At 66.8% G+C, this 22,971-nt stretch carries 20 protein-coding genes and 1 tRNA gene; 8 read left to right on the forward strand and 13 right to left on the reverse strand.

The features are described from left to right. Positions 1–63: 63 nt before the first annotated feature. The 3 genes from ACP159_RS08525 to ACP159_RS08535 all read left to right on the forward strand — a co-directional run bounded on the left by ACP159_RS08525 (position 64) and on the right by ACP159_RS08535 (position 4,208). The gene (locus ACP159_RS08525; protein WP_425099249.1) at positions 64–1,428 is read left to right on the forward strand and encodes a M16 family metallopeptidase; all 1,365 of its coding nucleotides are present in this window, start codon (positions 64–66) and stop codon (positions 1,426–1,428) included. After that, complete coding sequence (locus ACP159_RS08530; RefSeq protein ID WP_425099250.1) at positions 1,425–2,741, forward strand: M16 family metallopeptidase; 1,317 nt, start codon at positions 1,425–1,427, stop codon at positions 2,739–2,741. The genes ACP159_RS08525 and ACP159_RS08530 overlap by 4 nt, the downstream gene beginning before the upstream one ends. Positions 2,742–2,894: 153 nt before the next feature. After that, a complete protein-coding gene (locus tag ACP159_RS08535) occupies positions 2,895–4,208 on the forward strand; it encodes an ATPase (protein WP_425099251.1) in 1,314 nt (437 codons plus the stop codon). 45 nt (positions 4,209–4,253) lie between these two features. Here the strand turns inward: ACP159_RS08535 and ACP159_RS08540 are convergent, their stop codons facing one another. After that, positions 4,254–5,102 carry an EamA family transporter gene (locus ACP159_RS08540; RefSeq protein WP_425099252.1) on the reverse strand — a complete coding sequence of 283 codons (849 nt, stop codon included), beginning with the start codon at positions 5,100–5,102 and terminating at the stop codon, positions 4,254–4,256. Positions 5,103–5,296: 194 nt separating this feature from the next. Here ACP159_RS08540 and ACP159_RS08545 point away from each other — a divergent pair. Further along, positions 5,297–5,373: transfer RNA gene (locus tag ACP159_RS08545), tRNA-Met, on the forward strand. A 449-nt stretch (positions 5,374–5,822) separates the two neighbouring features. On the opposite strand, the gene ACP159_RS08550 is transcribed toward ACP159_RS08545, so the two are convergent. Continuing rightward, positions 5,823–6,650, reverse strand: a complete 828-nt coding sequence (locus ACP159_RS08550; protein WP_425099253.1) for a phosphogluconate dehydrogenase C-terminal domain-containing protein — start codon at positions 6,648–6,650, stop codon at positions 5,823–5,825. A gap of 109 nt (positions 6,651–6,759) precedes the next feature. Between ACP159_RS08550 and ACP159_RS08555 the strand changes: the two genes are divergently transcribed. Then, complete coding sequence (locus ACP159_RS08555; RefSeq protein ID WP_425099254.1) at positions 6,760–8,109, forward strand: four-carbon acid sugar kinase family protein; 1,350 nt, start codon at positions 6,760–6,762, stop codon at positions 8,107–8,109. Between the two features lie 15 nt (positions 8,110–8,124). On the opposite strand, the gene nanR is transcribed toward ACP159_RS08555, so the two are convergent. Genes nanR through ACP159_RS08570 form a run of 3 tightly spaced genes read right to left on the reverse strand, consistent with a single transcriptional unit; the run spans position 8,125 to position 11,566 of the window. Continuing rightward, complete coding sequence (gene nanR / locus ACP159_RS08560; RefSeq protein ID WP_425099255.1) at positions 8,125–8,838, reverse strand: transcriptional regulator NanR; 714 nt, start codon at positions 8,836–8,838, stop codon at positions 8,125–8,127. Continuing rightward, positions 8,835–10,550, reverse strand: coding sequence for a hypothetical protein (locus tag ACP159_RS08565; RefSeq protein WP_425099256.1), 1,716 nt, complete (start codon positions 10,548–10,550; stop codon positions 8,835–8,837). The genes nanR and ACP159_RS08565 overlap by 4 nt, the downstream gene beginning before the upstream one ends. Further along, entirely contained in the window at positions 10,547–11,566 is a 1,020-nt protein-coding gene (locus tag ACP159_RS08570; protein WP_425099257.1) for a Gfo/Idh/MocA family protein, read from the reverse strand. The genes ACP159_RS08565 and ACP159_RS08570 overlap by 4 nt, the downstream gene beginning before the upstream one ends. Before the next feature lie 100 nt (positions 11,567–11,666). Here ACP159_RS08570 and oiaX point away from each other — a divergent pair, with 100 nt between their 5' ends. Then, entirely contained in the window at positions 11,667–12,911 is a 1,245-nt protein-coding gene (oiaX, locus tag ACP159_RS08575; protein WP_425099258.1) for a 3-oxo-isoapionate-4-phosphate decarboxylase OiaX, read from the forward strand. A gap of 79 nt (positions 12,912–12,990) precedes the next feature. On the opposite strand, the gene ACP159_RS08580 is transcribed toward oiaX, so the two are convergent. Continuing rightward, a complete protein-coding gene (locus ACP159_RS08580) occupies positions 12,991–13,437 on the reverse strand; it encodes a MarR family transcriptional regulator (protein ID WP_425099260.1) in 447 nt (148 codons plus the stop codon). A 175-nt stretch (positions 13,438–13,612) separates the two neighbouring features. Between ACP159_RS08580 and ACP159_RS08585 the strand changes: the two genes are divergently transcribed. Together ACP159_RS08585 and ACP159_RS08590 are read left to right on the forward strand one after the other, a co-directional pair. After that, positions 13,613–15,031: a pyridoxal phosphate-dependent decarboxylase family protein gene (locus ACP159_RS08585; protein ID WP_425099261.1), complete on the forward strand. Its 1,419-nt coding sequence runs from the start codon at positions 13,613–13,615 to the stop codon at positions 15,029–15,031. Continuing rightward, complete coding sequence (locus ACP159_RS08590) at positions 15,031–15,897, forward strand: fumarylacetoacetate hydrolase family protein (protein WP_425099365.1); 867 nt, start codon at positions 15,031–15,033, stop codon at positions 15,895–15,897. Before ACP159_RS08585 ends, ACP159_RS08590 begins: the two co-directional genes overlap by 1 nt. 75 nt (positions 15,898–15,972) lie before the next feature. On the opposite strand, the gene ACP159_RS08595 is transcribed toward ACP159_RS08590, so the two are convergent. The 7 genes from ACP159_RS08595 to ACP159_RS08625 form a co-directional block, all read right to left on the reverse strand. Further along, positions 15,973–16,935, reverse strand: coding sequence for an aldo/keto reductase (locus tag ACP159_RS08595; protein ID WP_425099262.1), 963 nt, complete (start codon positions 16,933–16,935; stop codon positions 15,973–15,975). Positions 16,936–16,947: 12 nt separating this feature from the next. Next, entirely contained in the window at positions 16,948–17,772 is an 825-nt protein-coding gene (locus ACP159_RS08600; RefSeq protein ID WP_425099263.1) for an amidohydrolase family protein, read from the reverse strand. Beyond that, on the reverse strand, positions 17,769–18,866 hold the full coding sequence (locus ACP159_RS08605) for a Gfo/Idh/MocA family protein (protein ID WP_425099264.1): 1,098 nt from the start codon (positions 18,864–18,866) through the stop codon (positions 17,769–17,771). Before ACP159_RS08605 ends, ACP159_RS08600 begins: the two co-directional genes overlap by 4 nt. A 156-nt stretch (positions 18,867–19,022) precedes the next feature. Continuing rightward, positions 19,023–20,009: a sugar-binding protein gene (locus tag ACP159_RS08610; protein ID WP_425099265.1), complete on the reverse strand. Its 987-nt coding sequence runs from the start codon at positions 20,007–20,009 to the stop codon at positions 19,023–19,025. Positions 20,010–20,054: 45 nt separating this feature from the next. After that, positions 20,055–21,101, reverse strand: coding sequence for an ABC transporter permease (locus ACP159_RS08615; protein ID WP_425099266.1), 1,047 nt, complete (start codon positions 21,099–21,101; stop codon positions 20,055–20,057). Next, complete coding sequence (locus ACP159_RS08620; RefSeq protein ID WP_425099267.1) at positions 21,098–21,838, reverse strand: ATP-binding cassette domain-containing protein; 741 nt, start codon at positions 21,836–21,838, stop codon at positions 21,098–21,100. Before ACP159_RS08620 ends, ACP159_RS08615 begins: the two co-directional genes overlap by 4 nt. 383 nt (positions 21,839–22,221) lie before the next feature. After that, a complete protein-coding gene (locus ACP159_RS08625; RefSeq protein WP_425099268.1) occupies positions 22,222–22,821 on the reverse strand; it encodes a response regulator in 600 nt (199 codons plus the stop codon). Positions 22,822–22,971 lie beyond the last annotated feature (150 nt).

A 22,971-nucleotide genomic window follows, 5' to 3' on the forward strand; every position in this document is an offset into this window, starting at 1 on the left:
AGGTTGAACTTAACCTCCACAGTCGTACTTTGCTCGCAACCCTGATTTCGGAGAGGAGCGTCGATGTCCCGGTTAATCCTGAGTCTCTTGCTGACCATGGCGGCGGCCCTGCCCGTCCGGGCGGCGGATCTCCCCGACCAGATCACCACCTACCAGCTTGATAACGGCATGGATGTCGTGGTGATCGAGGATCACCGTGCGCCGGTGGCCGTGCACATGGTCTGGTATCGCGCCGGATCGGCGGACGAGCCGCGTGGCCATTCCGGCGTCGCGCATTTCCTTGAGCATTTGCTGTTCAAGGGGACGAAGACCATGGAGCCGGGGGAGTTCTCCAAGGTGGTCGCGGCCAATGGCGGCACTGACAACGCCTTCACCTCCACGGATTATACCGGGTATTATCAGCGGGTTGCGGTCGATCGCCTCGACCTGATGATGAAGATGGAGGCGGACCGCATGGTCAATCTCCTGCTCACCGAGGACGACATCGCCACCGAGCGCGACGTGATCATCGAGGAGCGCAACAGCCGGGTGGAGAACGATCCCGGTTCGCTGTTCGGGGAGCAGCGCATGGCGGCGCTCTACATGAATCACCCCTACGGCACGCCGATCATCGGCTGGCGGCACGAGATGGAACAGCTGCAACGCGCCGATGCGCTGGCCTATTACAAGCAGTTCTATGCCCCCAACAACGCCATCCTGATCGTCGCCGGGGATGTGGAGCCGGAGGCGGTGCTCGACATGGCGAAGGCGCATTACGGCCCCCTGCCCGCCAATCCGGCGCTGGAGCCGCGCAACCGGGCGCAGGAGCCACGCCAGCTGGCCGAGCGGCGGCTGGTCTACCGCGACCCGCGTGTCGCGCAGCCGTACGTGATCCGCAGCTACCTCGCGCCCGAGCGTGACGCCGGGGCGCAGGAGAAGGCCGCCGCGCTGACGCTGCTGGCCGAGCTTCTGGGGGGCGGGCAGACCTCCGTCCTGAGCACGAAGCTCCAGTTCGACACCCAGACCGCCGTCTACACCAGTGTCTTCTATGACGACACCGCGCTCGACGACACCAGCCTGAACATGATCGTCGTGCCCGCCGAGGGCGTGACGCTGGAAGAGGCCGAGGCGGCGATGGACAAGGCCGTGGCCGAGTTCATGACCGACGGCGTGGACGCCGCGGCGCTGGAGCGGATCAAGTTCCAGATCAAGGCGAGCCAGATCTACGAGCGCGACAACGTCCAGAGCCTCGCCCGCAAGTACGGCAACGCCCTGACCGCCGGTCTGACCGTGCAGGACGTGCAGGACTGGCCCGAGGTGCTGCAGGCGGTCACCGCCGAGGACATCATGGCCGCCGCGCGGGAGGTCTTTGACCGCAGGCAATCGGTCACCGGCTATCTCATGGACGAAGAGGCCGCCCCGGTGGCCGGACAGGAGGTCTCGCAATGACCCGGTTTCTCGCACTCGTCGCGCTGGTGTTCAGCGCCGCCATGGCCCGCGCCGAGGTGGACATCCAGCAGGTCGAAAGCCCCGGCGGGCTGAAAGCCTGGCTGGTGGAGGAGCCGCAGATCCCCTTCCTCGCACTGGAAATCGCCTTCCAGGGCGGGGCCTCGCTCGACGCGCCGGGCAAGCGCGGCGCGATCAACCTGATGACCGCCCTGCTCGAAGACGGCTCCGGCGAGATGGACGCCCGCGCCTTCACCGACGCCCGCGATTCGCTGGCCGCAAGCTTCGACTACGAGGTTAGCGACGACACGCTGACGATCTCCGCCCGCGTGCTGAGCGAGAACCGCGACGAGGCGCTGGCGCTGCTGCGGCAGTCGATCATCGAACCGCGCTTCGACGCCGACGCCATCGAGCGGGTGCGGGCGCAGGTGATCTCCGGAATCCGCTCCGACCTGCGCGACCCCGACGCCATCGCCGGTGCCGCCTGGGACAAGATGGTGTTCGGCGATCACCCCTACGGCTCGCACCTTGACGGCACCGTCGAGAGCGTCGCGGCGCTGACCCGTGACGATCTGATCGCCGCCAAGGCCGCCACCATGGCCCGCGACCGTGTCTACATCGCCGCCGCGGGTGACATCACCGCGGACGAGCTTGGCCCGCTGCTCGATGCGCTGCTGGGCGACCTGCCGGAAACCGGCGCCCCGATGCCCGCCGATGTCGCGGTGCAGACGGAGGCAGGTGTGACCGTCGTCCCCTTCGACACACCGCAATCCGTGGCGATCTTCGGCCATGCCGGCATCCCGCGCAACGACGATGACTTCTTTGCCGCCTATGTGATGAACCAGATTCTCGGCGGGGGCGGCTTCGAGGCGCGGCTGATGGACGAAGTCCGCGAAAAGCGCGGGCTGACCTATGGCGTCTATTCCTACATCGCCAACAAGGACCATGCAGACCTCTACGTCGGCCGCGTGGCCTCCGCCAACAATCGCATCGCCGAGGCGACGGAGGTGATCCGCGATGTCTGGACCGATGTGGCGCAGAACGGCGTGACGCAGGACGAACTGGATCGGGCGAAGACCTACCTGACCGGCGGCTACCCGCTGCGCTTCGACGGCAACGCCCGAATCGCTGGCATCCTCGTCGGGATGCAACTGGAGGGTCTGGATCCGGAGTATGTGAACACACGCAATGCGCGGGTCGAGGCGGTGACCCTGGACGACGTGAAGCGGGTTGCCGCGCGCGTGCTCAAGCCCGAGGCGCTGCATTTCGTCGTGGTGGGTCAGCCGGACGGGCTGGAGACCAGCGTCGGCAACTGACCCCGCGCCGCTGCGACAAAAAGGGGAAGCCCCGGGCCGGCCCCGGGGCTTTTTCGCATCCGGCCCTTGCCCCGAACCTTCCCCTGCCGGGCCAACAATCCGCCACATTGCCGGGCGATTGTTCACGTCAAACAACCGAGGCAGGCCCGCACCATGAACATGCAGACCAGCGCCGTCGTCGCGCCCCCGTCGCCGAAAAGTTTCGCCGAGGTCGGACTGACCAACGTGATGATCCGCGACATCGTGCTCAAGACGATGTTCCGCAAGAACACCAACGTGGTGACCGCCTTGTCGAAGGCGATCTGCCTGCCGGTGCCGATCACCCAGGAGGTGATCGACATGGCGCGGGCGCAGGGCCTGCTCGAAGCCATGGGCACGCTCGGGGCTGGCGGCAACGTTGCCAGCGAGATGCCCTACCAGCTGACCGACAGCGGCAAGGCCCGCGCCCTCGACGCCCTCGCCCAGTCCGAATATTTCGGCCCCATGCCGGTGCCGCTCGACACCTACCGCGAGCAGATCCAGCGCCAGTCGATCCGCAACATCCAGATCACCCGCGACCAGCTGACCGGGGCCATGGGCCACCTGATCCTGCCGGACGACCTGATCTCGAACCTCGGCCCCGCCGTCAGCTCCGGCCGTTCCATCCTGATGTACGGCCCGCCGGGCAACGGCAAGTCGTCCATCTCCAACGGCATCCGCGACGCCATGGGCGACCGCATCTACGTGCCCCGCGCCATCGAGTATTCCGGCCAGGTCATCACCGTCTACGACCCCATCGTGCATTCGAAGGCGGAAGAGGACAGCGACAACCAAAGCGCCCTGCGCCGCACCGCCCGGTTCGATCGCCGCTACGTGCTCTGCGCCCGCCCGACGGTGATCACCGGCGGTGAACTCTCGCTGAGCATGCTCGACCTCGTCTACAACCCGACGGCCCGCACCTACCAGGCGCCGCTGCAGCTGAAGTCCACCGGCGGCATCTTCATCGTCGACGACCTTGGCCGCCAGGCGGAGCCGCCGCAGAAGCTGGTCAACCGCTGGATCGTGCCGCTCGAAGAGAACAAGGACATCCTCGCCCTGCAATCGGGCGAGAAGTTCGAGGTGCCTTTCGACACGCTCGTCATCTTCTCCACCAACTTCCACCCGAACGAGATCTTCGACCAGGCCGCGCTGCGCCGGATCTTCTTCAAGATCAAGATCGGCGGCCCGACCCAGGAGGATTTCCTGAAGATCTTCGCACTGGTGGCCCGCAAGAAGAAGATGCAGCTCGACGAGGCCAGCCTCGTGCACCTGCTCAAGAACAAGTACCCGACGATCAACAACGTCTACGCCAACTACCAGCCCGTCTTCCTGATCGACCAGATGATCGCCGTGTGCGATTTCGAGGGCATTCCCTACAAGATGACCCCGGAGCTGGTGGACCGCGCCTGGGGCAACATGTTCGTCAAGGACGAGATCATCGTCAAATGACGGCACGGGGGCGGGTCTGCCTGCTCGCGGCCCGCCCCCACGGACCTACGCCCTCGCGAACCGCAGCAAGGCCGCCCCCGCGAGGGTCAGGAAGGTCGAGACGAGTTTCACGAGATCGAGCCGTTCCTTGAGGAAGACCACGCCGATCAGGAGCGCGAACACGATGCTGGTCTCGCGCAGCGCCGTGACCAGCGCGATCGGGGCCTGTGTGAAGGCCCAGGTGACAAGCGCGTAGGCCACGAAAGAGGCGGTTCCCCCGACGACGAAGGGCATCCGGCCGGGCCCGGCGACCCGGCGCAGCACATGCGGCGCCCGAATCGCGAGGAACGCCGCCATCATGATGCCGTTGATGATGGCAAGCCAGGCGTAGAAGCCCACGGACGTGCCCGCCTCCCGCGCCCCGATGCCGTCGACCAGCGAATAGGAGGCGATGAAACAGCCGGTCACGAGGGCCAGCAGCGCTGCCTTGCCGTTGCGCAGCCCGTCCTGCCTGCGCACCAGCGCGAGGCTGAGAATGCCCCCGCCGATGACGAGAATCGCGAGGATCTCGAGGTTGTTCAGCGTCACGCCGAGAAACCCCACGGAGACCAGTGCCACCAGCAGCGGCGCCGAGCCCCGCGCCATCGGATAGACCTGCGTCAGGTCGCCGATCTTGTAGGACTGCAGCAGGAACAGCTGGTAGCCGAGATGCAGCAGGACACCGGCGGCGAGGTACGGGTAGCTTTGCGGCTGCGGCGCGGGCACTAAGAGCAGCAGCAGGGCCGCCAGCGGCATATGGCCCAGCACCACGGCCGCCATGCTGGTGGTCTTGTCGGCGCCGCCCTTGACGAGTGCATTCCAGCTGGCATGCAGCAAGGCCGCGGCGACGACCGCGAGAAAGACCTGGGACGACATCGGACACTCCGTGATTTTCGGGGCATCGTAGGCCATCGGCCCGGACCGCGAAAAGCCCGGTTCTTGACGGATCGCAGAAACGCCACCGGCTGCGATCCGCCCCGCGCGGCCATTGTGCGCGGCGGCCGAAATTTCTCCGATTTTGCCCTTGACCCCTTCCGGCCCGTTCAGTAATCAGCGGCCTCACAGTGGACGGCGCGGTAGCTCAGTTGGTTAGAGCGATCGACTCATAATCGATAGGTCGGGAGTTCAAGTCTCCCCCACGCCACCATTGTAAAACCTTCCCTCACAGACCTGAACGCGTCTCTTTGGCGTGGCTTTTGCCCGAACCGGGTTTCGCCCCGTGCCTGCGCTTTTCTGCGAAAAGCTTGCCCCGGGTCGACAGGCGCGGGCCTTCGGCCCGCGTGGGGGCCCTGCCCCCACCGGCTCTTCGAGCCTCCCCCCGGGATATTTGCAGCAAATGGAAACATGAGACCGCGCCCGGCTTCTTTGGTCCCCAAATACCTTGGGGAGCCCGAAGGGAGGGGCGAAGCCCCTAAAGCGTTTCTGGTTGAACTTGAGGCACGCATGCCCTGCCATGCTTCGTATTCCCGGGACATGCGTGCCTCTCGATGGTTCAGGTCAAACCAGAAACGCTGTAACAAGATTATGTCCCGGCAAAATCTTCCCCCCTCCAGAACATCCCGCCGGGAGGCCCCGGCGGGGCGTCGGTTCGGCCCCTCAGGTGATCCGCTTGATCGACGCCATGATCTCCTCCTGCTCGAAGACCCTTTTCCAATCGTCCTTCATCAGCGCCGGAATGCCGAACTCGATGGCCTTGTTGCAGGCGTCCGAGAACTGGCCCTCCTGGATGCCGAAGATTACCGCGCCGAGGATGTTCATGTGGCCGAGCAGGAAATCCTTGGCGCAGTCCTCGGAAATCCCCTGCTTCACACATTCGTCCATCGCCTGCTTCATCACGACCAGCAGCGAGGCGCAGACCGTCTCGGACAGGCCCGGCTCCAGGTAGGCGAGTTGCTCAACCGTCACGCGGTAGGTCGTGCGGACCGGGGCGTAGATTGCCTTCGCCACCTTGTCACCCAGCGCGTAGTGCTCCTCCGGCCCCTGCATCAGCGCGTTCACCACGCCCTGCGGGTGCGCGACACCGCCGAAGCGGTCGAGGCGGGCTTCCTCCGTCGGCTCGTTGTGGAAGATCATCGGGTGGCACGGATGCGTGACGAAATAGGTGATGTCCGCCCGCTCCGGCAGGTGCCCGGCATAGGGCGCGGCGGCGTCGAGGATGACGACCATCGTTCCCGGCTTCAGTTCCGGGACGATGCCCTGCGCGACCATGCCGATCAGCGTGTCCGGCACCGCCAGCACCACCACCTCGGCTCCGTCCAGCGCCGCCGCCTGGTCGACGCAATCGACGCCGACCTCCGCCTTCAGCCGCGCCCGGCCCGCTTCGCTCACCTCCACATGGCGCACGGTGAAATCGGTCTTTGCGAAATTCTTCGACAGGCGCACGCCCATCTTTCCGCCTGCCCCCAGCAGCGCAACAGTCGTCATGATCAGTCTCTCCTCATCCGGCCCGGGTTGGGCTTGTATAACTGGTATGACAAGATAATAATCACACCTAAGAGTCAACGCGTCCCGAGGCGCGCAGGGAGGGACAGGCATGGCACCGCTGATAACCTGGTTCGGGGACGATTTTACCGGCTCCGCCGCCACGATGGAGGTGCTGGCCTTTGCCGGCCTCGAGACGGTGCTGTTCTCCGACATCCCTTCGCCTGCCCTGCTGGAGCGGTTCAGCACCGCGCAGGCCATCGGCATCGCCTCCACCGCCCGCACCCATGGCCCGGCCTGGATGCAGACCAACCTGCCGGGGCCGTTCCGCTTCCTGCACGGCCTCGGTGCGCCGCTCCTGCATTACAAGGTCTGCTCGACCTTCGATTCCTCCCCCGAGTCCGGCAATATCGGCACCGCCATCGAGATCGGTTTGGAGATCACCGGGGCGGAGGCCGCGCCGATGATCACCGCCGCGCCGCAGATGCGCCGCTACCAGGCGTTTGGCCATTTGTTTGCCGGGACTTTCGATGGCGTCTACCGGCTCGACCGGCACCCGGTCATGTCCCGCCATCCGGTCACGCCGATGGACGAGGCAGACCTGCTGTGTCACCTCGCGCTGCAGACCGCCCTGCCCTCGGCGCTGATCGACCTCGAAGCGCTGTGGTCCGGGCCTGCGGACGCGCTCGACAGGGCGCTGGCGAGCGGCGCCCGCATCCTCTCCATCGACAGCATGGAGCCTGCCAGCGAATCCGCCGCCGGGCGGCTGATCTGGGAGAACGTGGACCGGCTGAGCTTTGCCGTCGGCTCGCAGGGTATCGAATTCGCGCTGGTGCGCCATTGGCAGGAAACCGGCCTGCTGCCGCCGCCCGCCGCCACACCCGGGGCCGGTGCGGTGCCTCGGATCGCGGCTGTTTCCGGTTCCGTCTCGCCGATGACCGCCGAGCAGATCGCCTGGGCTGCCGCCCATGGCTTCACGGTCATCCGTTTCGACGCCGCCCGCGCCATCGCCGACCCGGCGACACTGGATGACGAGATCGCCGGGGCGGTCGCCGCCGGTCTGGAGGCTGCGGACCGGGGGGCCAGTCCCTTGATCTGTTCGGCCACCGGCCCCGACGATCCCGCCGTGGCCGCCGTGCGCAAGGCGCTGTCGCAGACGCGCATGACGCCAGAGGCCGCCAACGAAAGGATCGGCGTGGCGCTGGGGCGCGTGCTCGACGGCATCCTGACCGGCAGCGGCATCCGCCGCGCGGTCATCTCGGGTGGCGACACCTCGGGTCACGGCATGCGGGTGCTGAACCTCGAAGCCCTGCAGGCGCTCGCCCCGACGATCCCCGGCGTCTCGCTCTGCAAGGCCTACGGCGCCGGCCCGCACGACGGGCTGGAGATCGCGCTCAAGGGCGGGCAGATGGGCAGCGCCGACTTCTTTGGCTGGATTCGGGCCGGTGGCGGGGCGCGATAACCGCGCAGGCCCACTCTACCGAGCCTCGAACACGTCCTGCGCGCGTGCCAGGTGCCGCGCCATTTCCGCGACGGCGCCCTCCGTGTCACGGGCGGCGATCAGGTCGACGATCCGCGCATGTTCGGCCAGGGTCACCTCCTCCTTGCCCGACCAGTGCAGCAACGCGCCATGGTACTCGAACAGCCAGGCCAGCATCGCGCCGGACACTGCCGCCATGATCGGGTTGCCGGAAATCTGCGCCAGCTTCGTGTGAAACGCCATGTCCGCGGAGACGAAGGCCTCAGCATTACCGAGGTGCGCCCGTTGCTGGTCCACCAGCCGCCGCAGATCGGCGATGTCCTCCCGGCTCGCCTGCTGCGCCGCCAGCCGCACCATGCCAAGCTCGAACATCTGCCGCGCCTGCTTGAGGTGCTGCAGGTTGCCGGGCGAGGAACTCAGCAGCAGCCGCGCGATGGTATCGCTCTGGCTCAGCACCAGATCGGCGTCGATGGCGTTCACCCGGCTGCGCTCGCCGTGGCTGATGGTGATGAGACCGCTGTTGTGCAGCGATTGCAGCGCCTCGCGCACCGCCGGGCGGCCCACGCCGAAGCGGGCCATCAGGGCGCGTTCGGAGGGCATCGCATCGCCGGGTTTCAACTCGCCGGAGGTGATCAGCGCCTGCAGCCGGTCCAGCACCTGGTCGGACAGTTTCCGCCGCGTGATCTTGTCCGGGCTGTCTTCCACCGTCATGTCTCGCTCCATGCGTAGGGGGCCAGCCCGGCGTTCGGCCGGGCCGTCAGGTTCGCGGTCAGGATCGTCCCGCCGACCTCCAGCCGGGCCAGGCCGCCCGCGACCGACGCCGCCTTGACCCGCTGTCCGGCCAGCCGCGCCAGCACGTTCAGCGCCGCGCAGATCGGCCATGCCGGGTCGATCCCGCGCGGGCCGAGCACCGCCGCCGGGGTCCAGACCGCCACGCCAGCAGGTGCCAGCGCCGCCGCCAGACCGATGACATAGGCCGCGCCGAAGGCACCCCTGTGACGCGGGTCGTCGTCGGTCATGCACACCCGTCCCTGTCCGGGGTTGGACATCGTGCGCGAGCCATAGGGGTTCTGGCGCATGGCGATGGTCGACGGACCGATGCGATACCGTGCCGTGCCGAGAATCGCCCGGGCGGAGCGCGTGATATGCGGGATCGTCTCCAGCGTCTCCATCACCGACAGGTCGTCCGCCGCGTGCACGATGGGACAGAGACCGTGACTGACGAAATCCAGCTGCTCCACCGGCGGGCGTTTGCGGTTCAACTCCGGGAAGAAGCTGACCATGCCGCCGCCATGTTCCACACCGACGAAGCAGTCCTGAGCCGCCGCATGGATGTCTTCGAGCGGCGGGCAGTCCGGCCAGTCGCTGCCCGGCGGGGTCGATTGCCGGTCGACCGAAGGACAGACCAGCACGCTTTCCGGCGCGAAGCCGGCCTGCGCCATTTCGAGCGCCAGCCGCGCGAGATCAAGCGCCGGGGGCGCATCGAAGATCGGGATCAGCTCAAGATCGTAATGCGGCGACGGCGCGGCCCGTTGCAGGGCGGCGAAGGCCGCGAATTGCTGCGCCGTATTGCCCGAAGCGCCGTCCACCGAGCAGAGCAGCCGGTGCGGTGCCACCCAAGACAGCGGCGAGGGGTCTTCGCCCAGTTGCCGCGCCTCCTCCGCCGTGACGACAAGCGCCATCTGAGGGAAGACCGCGCCCGCCACGGGGTCCGCCGGGATGGGGTCAAACCGGCTTTCGGCAGGGTCCCACGAGACCTCCACCGCCTGACGCAGCACCGTTCCGTCTTCGAGCACATAGGGCCAGGGCAGCGCCAGCGGGCGGTTGTAGGTCTTGAACGAGGCATCGCCCCATTGCCGCTGGTCCTCCATCTCGAAGGTGTCGCCCTCGAAGGCGCAGGTCACGTCCCAAGCCCCGGCCCGGTGCGTCAGCCGCGTGATGTCCAGGAACGGCTGCCACGGGTCGATCAGCACCGGCATCGCGGCCCGCGCCACGGTCCCGTCGGAGTGCGTGACCGTGACCGGCGCCCCCGCCGCGCTCGCCGGATGCAGGACGGTGAACCCCGCCCGGTTGGTCTCGAACACGCCGCGCACCCGCCCCTCTGCGGTGATGCGCAGGCGATTGTCGGAGGCGGTCACCCGCAGGTCGACGTCCATCCGCGCCGTATCGGTTCGATAGACCGCGCGCAGGTGCAGTCGCAGCCCGGCAGCCGTCTCGCGCGACACTTCGGTCAGTTCCGGCACCAGCGTGCCCCAGTCCCGGTCCCGCACCAGAAAGGCAATACTGCGGATCAACTCCTGCCCCCCGAGACGGATGTGCCGCAGGGCGCCGTCTTGCAGGCTCAGGCTCAGATCGCCGCAGATGATCCGCTCGGACGCCACGTCCGGCACCTCTGTGCCGTAAAGCCGCAGCGCCTCGCTCATATCTCGTCCATCCCCACGGTCCGCCCCTCCCGCGCCGAGAGATACGCCGCCTCCACGAGGCCGAAGGTCTGCAGGTTGTCCTGCCCGGAGGTCTCCGGCACCCGGCCCTCGCGCAGGCAGTCGACGAAATGCTGCTGGATCAGCTGCACGCTCTCCTGGATGTTGTGCCAGGGCTTCGACGCCCAGGGCAGCAGCGGCGGGCTGACGTCCCGCACGTCCGTTTGTCCGCCGCGCTGGATGGTCAGCCTGTATCCCGTATCGAGCCGCAACGTACCTTCGGTGCCGTCGATCTCCAGAAGGCTTTCCGGGAAAGTCTCCGGCACGCGCCGCGTGGCATAGGAGCAATCGACCACCGAGGTCACGCCACCGGTGTGGGCGAGCAACATCGTCGCGACGTCCTCGCCACGGATCTTCGGATTGATCCGCCGCGTCGTCGCGGTGATCCGCGCCACGTCGCCGAACAGGGCACGGGCGATGTCCAGGATGTGGATGCCGAGATCCTCGATGATGAATCGCTCGCCTTCGGCGAGGTACGGCTGGCCGCTGAACACGTCATAGCCGGAGCGGAAACTGACCCGGCCAAAGAACGGCTCCCCGATGGCCCCGCTGCGCAGCGCGTCGATCGCCGCGCGGACCGGCGATTGCCATCGGAAGTTCTCGTGTACCATCAGGAGCTTGCCTGACGCTTCGACCGCGGCGACCATGGCACGTGCGTCCGCCATGGTCAGGGCAAAGGGCTTTTGGCAGATCACGTGCACGCCGTGCCGGGCCGCCAGTTTCACAAGGGGCCGGTGCGAGGCCACGGTTGTCGCGATGTCCACCACGTCGAAGCCGCCATCGCGGAACAGCGCTTCGGCATCCGCATAGGTGCGCGCCACGCCGAAGGCATCCGACGAGGCGGCGAGCCGATCCGCGTCTCGGTCGCAGAGCGCCACCACCTCCGCGCCGTCGATGCCTTGCCAGCCGTGCAGCTGGTTCTGCGCGAAGAACCCGCAGCCGATGAGCGCAATCCGCATATGGCCCTCCCTGTTCCACCCCAGCGTTCCCCGAGTGCCGCCACTTGTCAACAGGTATGATGAGTATTACAGCTTCTCGGAACAGGACAAAGGACGCCCCATGGCCAGCCGCATCAAGGTCACCTACCGGCTCGAAACCTCCGGCAGTGTCGCGGCGCTCGCCGCCAAGATCGCCTCGGACCAGTCCACCGGCACCTTCACCGAGCTTCCGGGCGAAACCGAGGCGGTTCGCGCCCGCTGCGCCGCCGTGGTCGAGTGCGTCACCGCCCTGCCGCCGCTGGACGTGCCATCGATCCCCGATCCGTCGGGCCAGGGGCCGTACAACCGCGCGGATGTGGTGATTGCCTACCCGCTGGAGGCGGTTGGCACCGATATCGCGGCGCTGATGACGATCTGCATCGGCGGCGTCTTTGCCGTGCGGGGCCTCACCGGGGTGCGGGTCATGGACTTCGACCTGCCGCCGGAATGGGCCTGCCACCCCGGGCCGCAGTTCGGCATGGAAGGCTCGCGGCGGCTGATGGGGGTGCAGGACCGGGTCATCATCGGCTCGATCATCAAGCCGTCGCTGGGCCTGCTGCCCGAGGAGACCGCACGGGTCATCAAGGACCTCTGCGAGGCGGGGGTCGATTTCATCAAGGACGACGAGAAGCTGATGAGCCCCGGTTATTCGCCGCTGGCGGCGCGGGTGAAGGCGATCATGCCGGTGATCGACGCGCACGAGCAGAAGACGGGAAAACGGGTGATGTACGCCTTCGGCATCTCCGCCGCCGATCCGGACGAGATGATGCGCGGGCACGATCTGGTGGCGGCTGCGGGGGGCAATGCGGCGGTGATCAACATCAATTCCGTGGGTCATGGCGGCATGAGCTTCCTGCGCAAGCGGTCCGCGCTGTGCCTGCATGCACATCGCAACGGCTGGGATATTCTCACGCGGCATCCGGGGCTGGGGATGGAGTTCCGGGCGTACCAGAAGATCTGGCGGCTGCTGGGCGTGGATCAGTTCCAGATCAACGGCATCCGGGCGAAATACTGGGAGCCGGACGAGAGTTTCGTGAAGTCCTTCGGCGATGTGACGACGCCGATCTTCTCCGAGCGGGACACCTGCCTGCCGGTGGTCTGCTCCGGGCAATGGGGCGGTCAGGCGGTGGAGACGTTCAACCGCACCGGCGGGACGCTCGACCTGATGTACCTCGCCGGGGGCGGCGTGCATGGCCACCCGATGGGCATGGCGAGCGGCGTCCGGGCGATCCGGCAGGCCTGGGAGGCGGCGGCCTCCGGCGCGACGCTCGACGACTATGCAAGGGAGCATCCGGAGCTGGCCGCGGCGCTGGCCAAATGGGGGTGAAAATTCTGCCGGAACAGAATTTTCCACGGGGTTCCACCCCGGACCCCGGGATATTTCAGGCAATTGGAAGGGGGGCGGGTCAGCTGGTCCCGGGCGGATCGCCCAGCACCGCGAGCAGGTCGAGCAGCAACTCGTAGTCCTCGTTGCCGAGCCGCGCCTTGTACCCCTCCACGATGTCCGCGACGGCGGAGGCATTTGCCGCAAGCAAAAGCGTCCCTTCGTATCCGAGATCGAGCACCTGCCGCCGCCGGTCCAGGGGATCGTGGGCCATATGGATCAACTCCCGGTCCGCCATCGACCGCGCGATCCGTATCAGGCTCGGCAAGAGCAGGCAGGCGCGGTCGGACACATGCGTGGCATCGGAGGGGCCATCCTCGGCCAGCACCCGCAGTATCCGCCATTGCGGCTCGGTGATGCCGGAGGCGGACAGAGTGGCCCGTATCGGTGCCATGACCGTCTCGCGCGCCCGCATCATCGCGATGGGCAAGGACCGCCCGATCGGCGGCAGCTGCGGTTTTCTCGCCACGTCAGCGCACTCCCGTTGCCCACCATGCTAGGAAAACGCCCGGCGCGGGGCAACCGTCGGATTGCTGGCGCACGGGGGCGCGGCGCGGGCCCTGCCGGCGTTCCGGGGTGGCTTGTCCGCCAGCGCCGATCCGGTAGAACGCAGGACAAGGCACGGGCAATCGGGAGGCTGGACGATGGATTGGGATGAATTTGCGGACTGGGGCGGCAAGATCGCGCGGCGCGGCGCGGCGTATCACAAGACGCTGCGAGACCGTCCGGTGCGGGCTGCCGTGAAGCCGGGTGAGATCATCGCGCAATTGCCCGCGTCGCCGCCGGAAACCGGCTGCGCCATGGCGGAGATCCTCGAGGATTTCGAGCGCATCGTCATGCCGGGTCTGACCCACTGGCAGCACCCTCGGTTCTTTGCCTATTTCCCCGCCAACGCCGCGCCGCCCTCGATGCTGGCGGAGATGATGGTCACGACCCTCGCGCCGCAGTGCATGCTCTGGCAGACCTCTCCCGCCGCGACCGAGATGGAGACCCGCATGCTGGACTGGCTGCGGCAGGCGATCGGACTGCCGGAGGGGTTCGCGGGCGTGATCCAGGACAGTGCCAGTTCGGCGACGCTGGCCGCCGTTCTGGTGATGCGCGAGCGGGCGCTCACGTGGCAGGGCAATGTCCGGGGGCTGGCCGGGGGGCCGGTGCCGCGGATCTATTGCTCGACGGAGGTGCATACCTCCATCGACCGGGCGATCTGGGTTGCCGGGATCGGGCAGGAAAACCTCGTGAAGGTTCCCACCGTCCCCGGCGATCCGATGCGCCGCATGGACACCGAGGCGCTGCGGGCGCGGATCGCGGAGGACCGCGCGAATGGCCTCCTGCCCGCCGGGTTGATCGGCGTGACGGGGGCGACCGGCATGGGAGCGTGCGACGACATCGCGGCGCTGGCGGAGATCGCCGCGGCGGAGGGGCTGTATCTGCATGTGGATGCCGCCTGGGCCGGAGCGGCGATGATCTGCCCCGAGTTCCGCACACTCTGGGCCGGTGTCGAGCAGGCGGACAGCGTGGTCTTCAACCCGCACAAGTGGCTGGGAGCGCAGTTCGACTGTTCGGCGCATTTCATCCGTGACCCGGACGCGCTGCGACAGACTCTCGCCATCCGTCCCGAGTACCTGAAGACTCACGCCCACAGGGACGTGACGGATTATTCCGAATGGTCCGTGCCGCTTGGCCGCCGCTTCCGGGCGTTGAAACTGTGGTTCCTGATCCGGGCCTACGGCCTCGACGGGCTGCGCGAGATGATCCGAAACCATGTGGCCTGGTCACGCGCACTCTGCAACCGGCTGCGCGAGCAACCGGGGATCGAGATCACCTCGGAGCCGGTGCTCTCGCTTTTCACCTTCCGTCCCAAGGGGGCGTCAAACGAGGCGGTGCAGGCGCTCGTGGAGGCGATCAACAGCGACGGGCGCATCTACCTGACGCAGACCAACCTTGAGGGCCGCATCACCATCCGCTTTCAAGCGGGCGCTTTCGGCATGGAAGCGGCGGACGCGGAGATGGCTTTTCACACGATCCTCGACCTGCTGTCCAAAACCGGAGGTACCCAATCATGATGTTCCCGCATTTCGTTTCGTTCGAGAAGGACGGCACGCCCGGCTATGGCTTGCATACCGGCGACGCGGTCATCGACCTTGGCAGGCTGGCGCCCGAATTCGCCACGCTGAAGGAGGTCATCGCGGCGGATGCCCTGAAGGACGTGTTCAAACGCGCCGCCGGGCGGACGGCGGATCATGCTCTGGACGAGATCACCCTGACGATGCCGCTGCCGAACCCGGGCAAGATCCTCTGCGTCGGGGTGAACTTTCCGGACCGCAACGCGGAATACAAGGACGGCAGCGCACAGCCGGAGCACATGTCCTTGTTCCCGCGGTTCGCCGCGTCCTTCACCGGCCCCGACGCGCCGCTGATCCGCCCGCCGGAGAGCCATACGCTGGACTATGAGGGGGAACTGGCGGTGGTGATCGGCAAGCGCGGGCGGCGGATCGCGGCGGAGGACGCCTATGCGCATATCGCCGCGCTGACCATTTGCAACGAAGGCACGATCCGCGATTGGGTGCGCCATGCGAAGTTCAACGTCACGCAGGGCAAGAACTGGGATCGCTCCGGGGCGATGGGCCCCTGGCTGGTGCCGCTGACGAATCCGATCCAGATCGACGGAGCGGAGATCACGACGACGGTGAATGGCGCGGTGCGCCAGCAGGATGCCATTGCCAACATGCTCTTCGGGGTGCGGGAACAGATCGCCTATATCTCCACCTTCACCACGCTCGAGCCCGGCGACATCATCGTGACCGGCACCCCCACCGGCGCGGGCGCGCGGTTCGATCCCCCACGCTATCTCGCGCCGGGGGATGTGGTGGAGGTTTCCATCCCGGGGATCGGGACCTTGCGGAACACCGTCGCGAACGAGGTGCTGTAGGGCAGGAACAATTTGCCGGGCCAAGACTTTGGCCCGGGGTCGTCCCTGGTTGCGCCATTGGTCCGAGCAACCAATTCAGCCCGGACGATAGACGCGGTTGGCTTCCGGATCTTCGGTTTCGTACCCGAGGGTTTCGAGCGAATCCCAGACGACCTGCGGGATCTCCGCGCTGGCCCAGTCCAGCGTTTGCTGCACCCGCTCTGGTTTGGACACGCCGATGATGGTCGAGGCCACGCGCGGATCGCGCATCGAGAATTGCAGCGCCACCGCGCCCGGGGCGACGCCGTGTTCGGCGCAGACCGCCTCCACCGCCCGCACCGGGGCCAGCGTTTCCTCCGTGCCTTCCATGTAGGTCACGCGCGGCATGACCGCGCTGCCCTTGGCCAGCACACCGCCCGCATAGGGCGCGGCGTTGAACACCGCCATGCCCTGCGCCACGGCGTAGTCGAACACCGCCGAGGCCGAGCGGTTGATCAGGGAAAAGCGGTTGTGGCTGATCAGGCAGTCGAAGGGATAGGCCCGCAGGATCGGCTCCATGACGTCGAGTTTGCCCATCGCGAGGCCGACAGCGCCGCAGAGGCCCTCCTCCTTCATCTTGAAAAGCTCGTCCAGGGCCCCGCCCTCCGCGGTGATCTCCTTGAGGTCCCGCGCGTGTTCCGGGTCATGCAGGTGCAGGACCGGGATGTGATCGAGTCCCAGACGCGCCATGCTCTCTTCCAGAGACTGCCGCGCCCGCGCTGCATCGAAGCGCCGGGTCTCCATGTCGCGGTCGAGTTTCGTCGAGAGGACAAACCCCTCCGGCAGACCGCCGCGCTCCCGGATCACCGCGCCGACACGCGCCTCGGACCGGCCCATGCCATAGTTGTTCGAGGTGTCGAGGAAATTCACCGGCCCGTCGAAGATCGCGTGCACCGTGGCGGCGGCCCGGTCTTCGTCCACCGAATACCCGTAGGTATCGGGCATGTCGCCAAGGCCGGAGGTGCCGAAACAAAGGCTGGTGACCTCCAGGCCGGTCTGGCCGATTTTGACCCGTTTCATCGTCCTGCTCCTTCAAATCCTGTAGAATTCCGCCGCGGTGCCACCGAAGACCCGCGCCTTGTCCGCTGCACCGAGCCCGGCGCAGAGGCGCAGGGCCTGCGCATGCCAGTCACCGTATTCACAAGCCAGCCGCACCACCGGCCAATCGCTGCCCCACATGACGCGCTCCGCGCCGAACTGGGTCAGAACGTGGTCGACGTAGGGCGCAAGATCATCGTCGGCCATGCGCCCGTCAGTCTCGGTCACGATGCCCGACAGCTTCACATAGGCCCCGGTCTCCCGCGCCAGTCGCGCCATGCCGTCGGCCCAGTCGTTGAAAGCGCCGTCCCGGATCTGCGGCTTCAGGCAGTGGTCGAGCACCGCCCGCATGGCCGGGTGCCGCGTCAGCAGGGCGTGGAACCTGTCGATGTGACGGGGGAAGCCGAGGCAGTCGAATGTCAGGTCGAGCGCCACGAGGGCCTCGAAAGCCCATTGCACCGAGTCCTGCAGCATCCAGTCGTCATCCGGCAGGTCCTGGATCATCGGGCGCACGCCGAAGAACTTCGGATGCCGCGCGAGCCGCTCCAGGACGGCCTGTTGCGACGGGTCCTCGAAATCGACCCAGCCGACGACGCCCGCCACCTGCTCCGTCACATCGGCAATGCCGAGCATGTACTCGGTCTCGTGAACCGTCGGCGCGGCCTGCACCAGAACGGTCCTGTCAATCCCCGCCGCCGCCAGCGCCGGCGACAGATCGGCGGGACCATAGGGGCGGCTCAGGATCGGATCATCCTGCGGCATCCAGCCGTAATCCCCCCGCGCGGGCTGCCAGAAATGCTGATGTGCGTCGATCTTCACAGGACAAGCCTCCGCTCCGTCCGCGCCACCTGCCGCGCGGTTCCGGCACCCGGATGCACCTTCCGTTCCGGCAAGTCCAGCCCAACCGCCCGCCCCGTGGCCAGGGACTCCTCGATCGCCCGCATGATGATGACGTCGGCCATGCCCTCCTCGCCGTCCGGCTCGGGGCGCACCCCGTCCCGGATGCAATCGGCGAAATAGGTCGCCATGGCGCCGAAGTGGTCACAGGGCTCCGCCGTGTGGCGCCGGTGCTCCTGCCCGCCGCGCCGCAGGGCGAATCCCACGTCTGTCTGGAACAGGAATCCCGGATCGACGACGATCTCGCCCTCGGTGCCGACGATCCGGTACATGTCGACGTCCGCCGCGCCGAAACTGGCGGTGAACTGCGCCAGCCGCCCGCCGGGAAACCGAAGTGTCACCGCCACGGCCTCGTCGACCTCGGCGAACCTTGCGTCACCGGGGCCGCGCTCCGCCATCGCCATGACCTGCACCGGCTCGGCCCCGAAGACATGCCGCGCGGCATTCAGGCAATAGACCCCGATGTCCTGCAGCGGGCCGCCCCAATGCGTCGCCTTGAGCCGGTGATTGTCCGGCGCGGACTGGAAGGAAAACGCGGACTGGATGTAGCGGGGATCGCCGATCTCTCCCGCGCGCACCGCCTCCAGCACCGCCACCGTGCCGGGATCGCTGTGCAGCCGGTATGCCGTCATCAGCCACACCCCGGCGGCCTCGGCCGCCGCGATGATCGCCCGGCACTCGGCCTCGTCCAGGGCCAGCGGCTTCTCGACGAGCACATGCTTGCCCGCCCGCGCCGCCCGGACCGCGTAGTCGCAATGCATCGAGTTCGGCAGGGCGATGTACACCGCGTCCACCGTGTCCGATGCCATCAGGGCATCGAAGCCTTCGTAAGGCACGACCTGCGCGATGCCGTGAAACGCCGCGAGTGACCGCGCCGCCGCCTCCGATCCGCTGACCAGGGCCACGACCTCCACGCCCGGGGCCTGCGCGGCTCCGGGCAGAAAGGCAATCTGCGAGATCCATCCCGCCCCGACCACCGCAAGACGCACCCTGTCCATTTCCGTCCTCAACGCCATTCTATCCAATCCAAGACATTACGGGGACGCCGCCCGATGGGCGGCGGGGTGGAGCCCCGGCATGACATTCCGCCCCGACAAAATTTCCCGCCACGCAAGGCGCAGGAAAACGGCGGCGCGCCCACCGCGCCGCCGCCCATCATGACACCCGTGGGGTCAGTTGCCCACGCAGGTGTCGATGTTGCTGTTCGAGCAGACGTCGAGCCCCGTGTAGATCGGGTCGTCCACCGACTTGCCCTCGGCGATGTCCTTGAGGATGTACATCGCCTTGTAGCCCATCTCGAACGGGCGCTGGCCGACGAGGCCATTGCCGAGACCGTCCTTGGTCTGTTCGAGCTGCATCGGCAGAGTATCCGCCACCACGATGGTCAGATCGCCCGCGTCCATCTTCGCCTTGTACGGCTCCGCCGCCTTGCGATAGGCGTTGTCGAACCACTGGGTGAAGGCCCCGGTCGACAGGAAGGCGGTCAGGTCCGGGTTGGCCGCGAGGATGTCGGTCATGCCCTGCACGGCGACGTTGCCGTCATCGTTGGTGATCAGCGGACAGCCCGAGATCTCGGTCCAGCCGCCTTCCCCGCTCAGGGCCGCACCCGGAGGATCGCCCATGTCCTTCCCAGCCAGCGTGTCCCGCGCACCCTTCAGCCGCTCGTTGTGGTTGGCCGCCGCCGCGCCGCCGGTCTGCAGGCAGATCGTGCCGCCGTCCGGGTGACGCTCCATGACCAGCTTGGCGAGGTTGACGCCGATGTCATAGTTGTGCGTGCCGACATAGGTGGTGCGCAGGCTCATGTCCTCGGGCAGCAGGTCCGAGTCCCAGGTCATCACCGGGATACCCGCGTCCGCCGCCGCCTTCAGCACCTTGGCCATGGCCGGCGCGTTCGACGGCGCCACGGCGATGCCGTCCACGCCCTTGGTGATCAGGTCCTGCACGATCTGGATCTGCTCCAGTTCGGTGTGCTCGCCCGGTCCGATGTATTCGCAGGTCACGTCGGCCAGTTCTTCTTGGGCCTTGTAGCAGCCATCCCGGGCCAGATCGAAGAACGGGTTGTTCATCGCCTTGGGCACCAGCGCGAAGGTGTATTCGGCCGAGGCCGCCACCGGCACCAGGAGCCCGACAAGGGCCGTCGCAGTCAGCAATTTCTTCATGGTATCTCCTCCCTGAGTTCATATGAAGAATTCGAAACGGGGCTGTTATCGTCCCCCGCGATTGCGGATCTGTTCCAGGAGCACCGCGAGGATGAGGAACAGGCCAACAAAGAACTGCTGCCAGAGCGCCGGAATCCCGGCCAGGAGCAGAGAGTTGCGGATCAGCTCGACCAGCGCCGCGCCGATCGGCGCGCCGAAGGCATAGACCACGCCGCCCATGAGGTTCGCACCGCCGATCACGCTCGCCGCGATCACGTTCAGCTCGTAGGTCACCCCCATGCCGTTGGTGGCCGAGCCGGTATAGCCGATGAACATGAAGGCCGCGACGCCAGTGCACATCGAGCAGACCATGTAGACGGAGACGATCATGCGCTCCACTGGGATGCCGGACAGCTTGGCCGCCTGGGCATTGCCGCCGATGGCGATCACCCAGCGGCCCCATTCCGAGTAGCGCCAGATCCACCAGAACAGCGCCGTCATGACGATCAGCACCCAGACCACGTTCGGCACGCCGATCATGCTCTCGCCGCCGATCCACTCGAACAGCTCCATGTCGGGGCCGAAGTCGTAGATCATCTTGTTGTCGGAGATCACCATGGCGATGCTGCGGGCCATGGCTAGCATGCCCAGCGTCACCACGAAGGGCGCCATGCGCAAATAGGCGATCAGGATGCCGTTGATTGCCCCCACGATGGCGGCGGTGCCCATGCACACGAGAAAGCCCGCGCCGATACCGTACCCGGCCTGCATCGTCAGGCCGAGCGTGATCGCGCAAAGCCCGAGCAGCGAACCGACCGACAGGTCGATTCCCGCCGTGCAGATCACCGCGCTCATGCCCAGCGCCATGATCCCGAAAAACGCCATGTTGCGCGTGATGTTGAACATGTTGCGTTCGGTCATGAAGGCGTCGGAGATGATCGACATCACGACCCCGATGGCGACGATTGCCATGAACACCCAGAACGGCTGGGTCCGGAGCACCGCGCCGAAGCCGGTGACCTCCTGGCGCGAGGTGATGCTGTCGTCGATGGCCGCGTGGTCCACGGGCGTCTGGGCGGTGCCCGCCCCGGGGCTGTTGGTCGTGTCGCTCATGCCGCTTCGATTGCTCCGATGATCAGGCCGGTGACTTCCTCCGGGGTGGTCTGGTCGATGCGCTTGTCCGCCACCTTGGTGCCACGCCGGAGCACCGCGACCCGGTCGCAGACTTCGAAGACGTCCGGCATCCGGTGGCTGACGAGGATCACCGCGTGGCCACTGTCCTTCAGCCGTTTGATCAGGTTCAGCACCTCGGCCACCTGCCGCACGGAAATGGCCGCGGTGGGCTCATCCATCAGCACCAGCTTGGGATCGGACAGGCGCGTGCGCGCAATCGCCACCGCCTGCCGCTGGCCGCCGGACATCTGTTTCACGAGGTCGCGCGGCCGGGTTTCGGACTTCAGCTCCGCGAACAGCTCGCCCGACCGCTTGAACATCGCCGCGTGGTCGAGTTTCCGGAACGGCCAGATGCCCTTCTTCAACTCCCGGCCAAGGAAAACGTTGGCCCCGGCGGTCAGGTTGTCGCAAAGCGCAAGGTCCTGGTAGACGATCTCGATGCCATTCTCGCGGGCGTCGATGGGCTGGTGAAAGACCACCTCCCGGCCTTCGATCAGCATCTTGCCCGTGGTCGGCGGAAAGTTTCCGGCGATGATCTTCATCAGCGTCGACTTGCCCGCGCCGTTGTCTCCCATCAGCCCGACCGCCTCGCCCGGGGCGATCCTGAGATCGACGCCGTTCAGAGCGTGGATCGCGCCAAAGCTCTTGGTGACGCCAGCCAGTTCAAGCAAGCTCATCGTCGGTCTTTCCTCCCTGACCGGTGCCCGTCTCCCGGGGGCACTTTCGGCGATGACAGGGTCTTCCGCCCCGATTCCGCCCCTTGCAATGCTCATTGCAAACAGACCCACTTGTCAACGTTCTTTCCGAAAACGCGGATTTCCCCCTTAGATCAGAACGTTATGCATAGTTATCAAGAGACATCACTGTTCACGCGCCGCCCTGAGAGCCGCGTTTGCGCGTCCCGGATCGAGACCGGCACGTCGCCGAGGCGACGCCGGATCTGTCAGGGAGCCCGCCTTGACCTGTCAGACATGTTTCCACCTTGAGGCGTGCCTTTCAAGCCCGGGCTGCGCCGGGCTCGAAAAAAGTGACCCTAAAAGGGGCAGCCGTCGCCGGTCGCTCAGACCAGCCCGCGATCCCGGGCGATCATCGCCGCATGGGTGCGGTTACGGGCTTCGAGCTTGCGGCTGAGCGTCTTGACGTGCAGCTTCACCGTGACTTCCTGGAGATCGAGGTCGCGGGCGATTTCCTTGTTCGCCTTGCCCTCGCAGATGCCACGCAGCACATCCATCTCGCGCCGGGTCAGCACGCTGCCCGCGTCGTCGCGCCCGCGCATGAACTCCAGCGGGGCATAGACCTCGCCCGCCGCCATGAACCGCGCCGCGGTCAGCAGGCTGCGCGCCGCGAGCGTCTTCGGAATGAAGCCCTGCGCCCCCGCCTTAAGCGCCGCGTCCGCGACGCTTGGCGAGGCGGTGCCGGACAGGATGGCCACCGGGCGGTCATGATTGGCCGCGCGCATCCGCGCCAGCCCTTCGAGCCCGTTCATCCCCGGCATCGCATAGTCCAGTAGGACAAGATCGAAGTCGCCGGTCTCCTCCGCCGCCCTGACCGCATCGTCAAGCGAGGCAACGGTGATCACTTCCTCGATGTCGGAGGCGTCGAAATAGGCCGCGATGGTGTCACGCACCAGATCATGATCGTCAGCTACCAGTATTCTCATGCGCCCGAACCGGCCCTTCACATCCCTGTAGCGGGGTTTAACCACTATTTCCCTTATGCACCATCCCCGATGCGGAGAAGTCGCGCAACAATGGTATCCCCTATGACTGAAGGAATGGTATAGAACTGTCCCAGGCGGCGGCCCGCATCG

Origin of the sequence: Tropicibacter sp. S64, assembly GCF_049803835.1 — a bacterium.
Taxonomy (GTDB): domain Bacteria; phylum Pseudomonadota; class Alphaproteobacteria; order Rhodobacterales; family Rhodobacteraceae; genus Pacificoceanicola.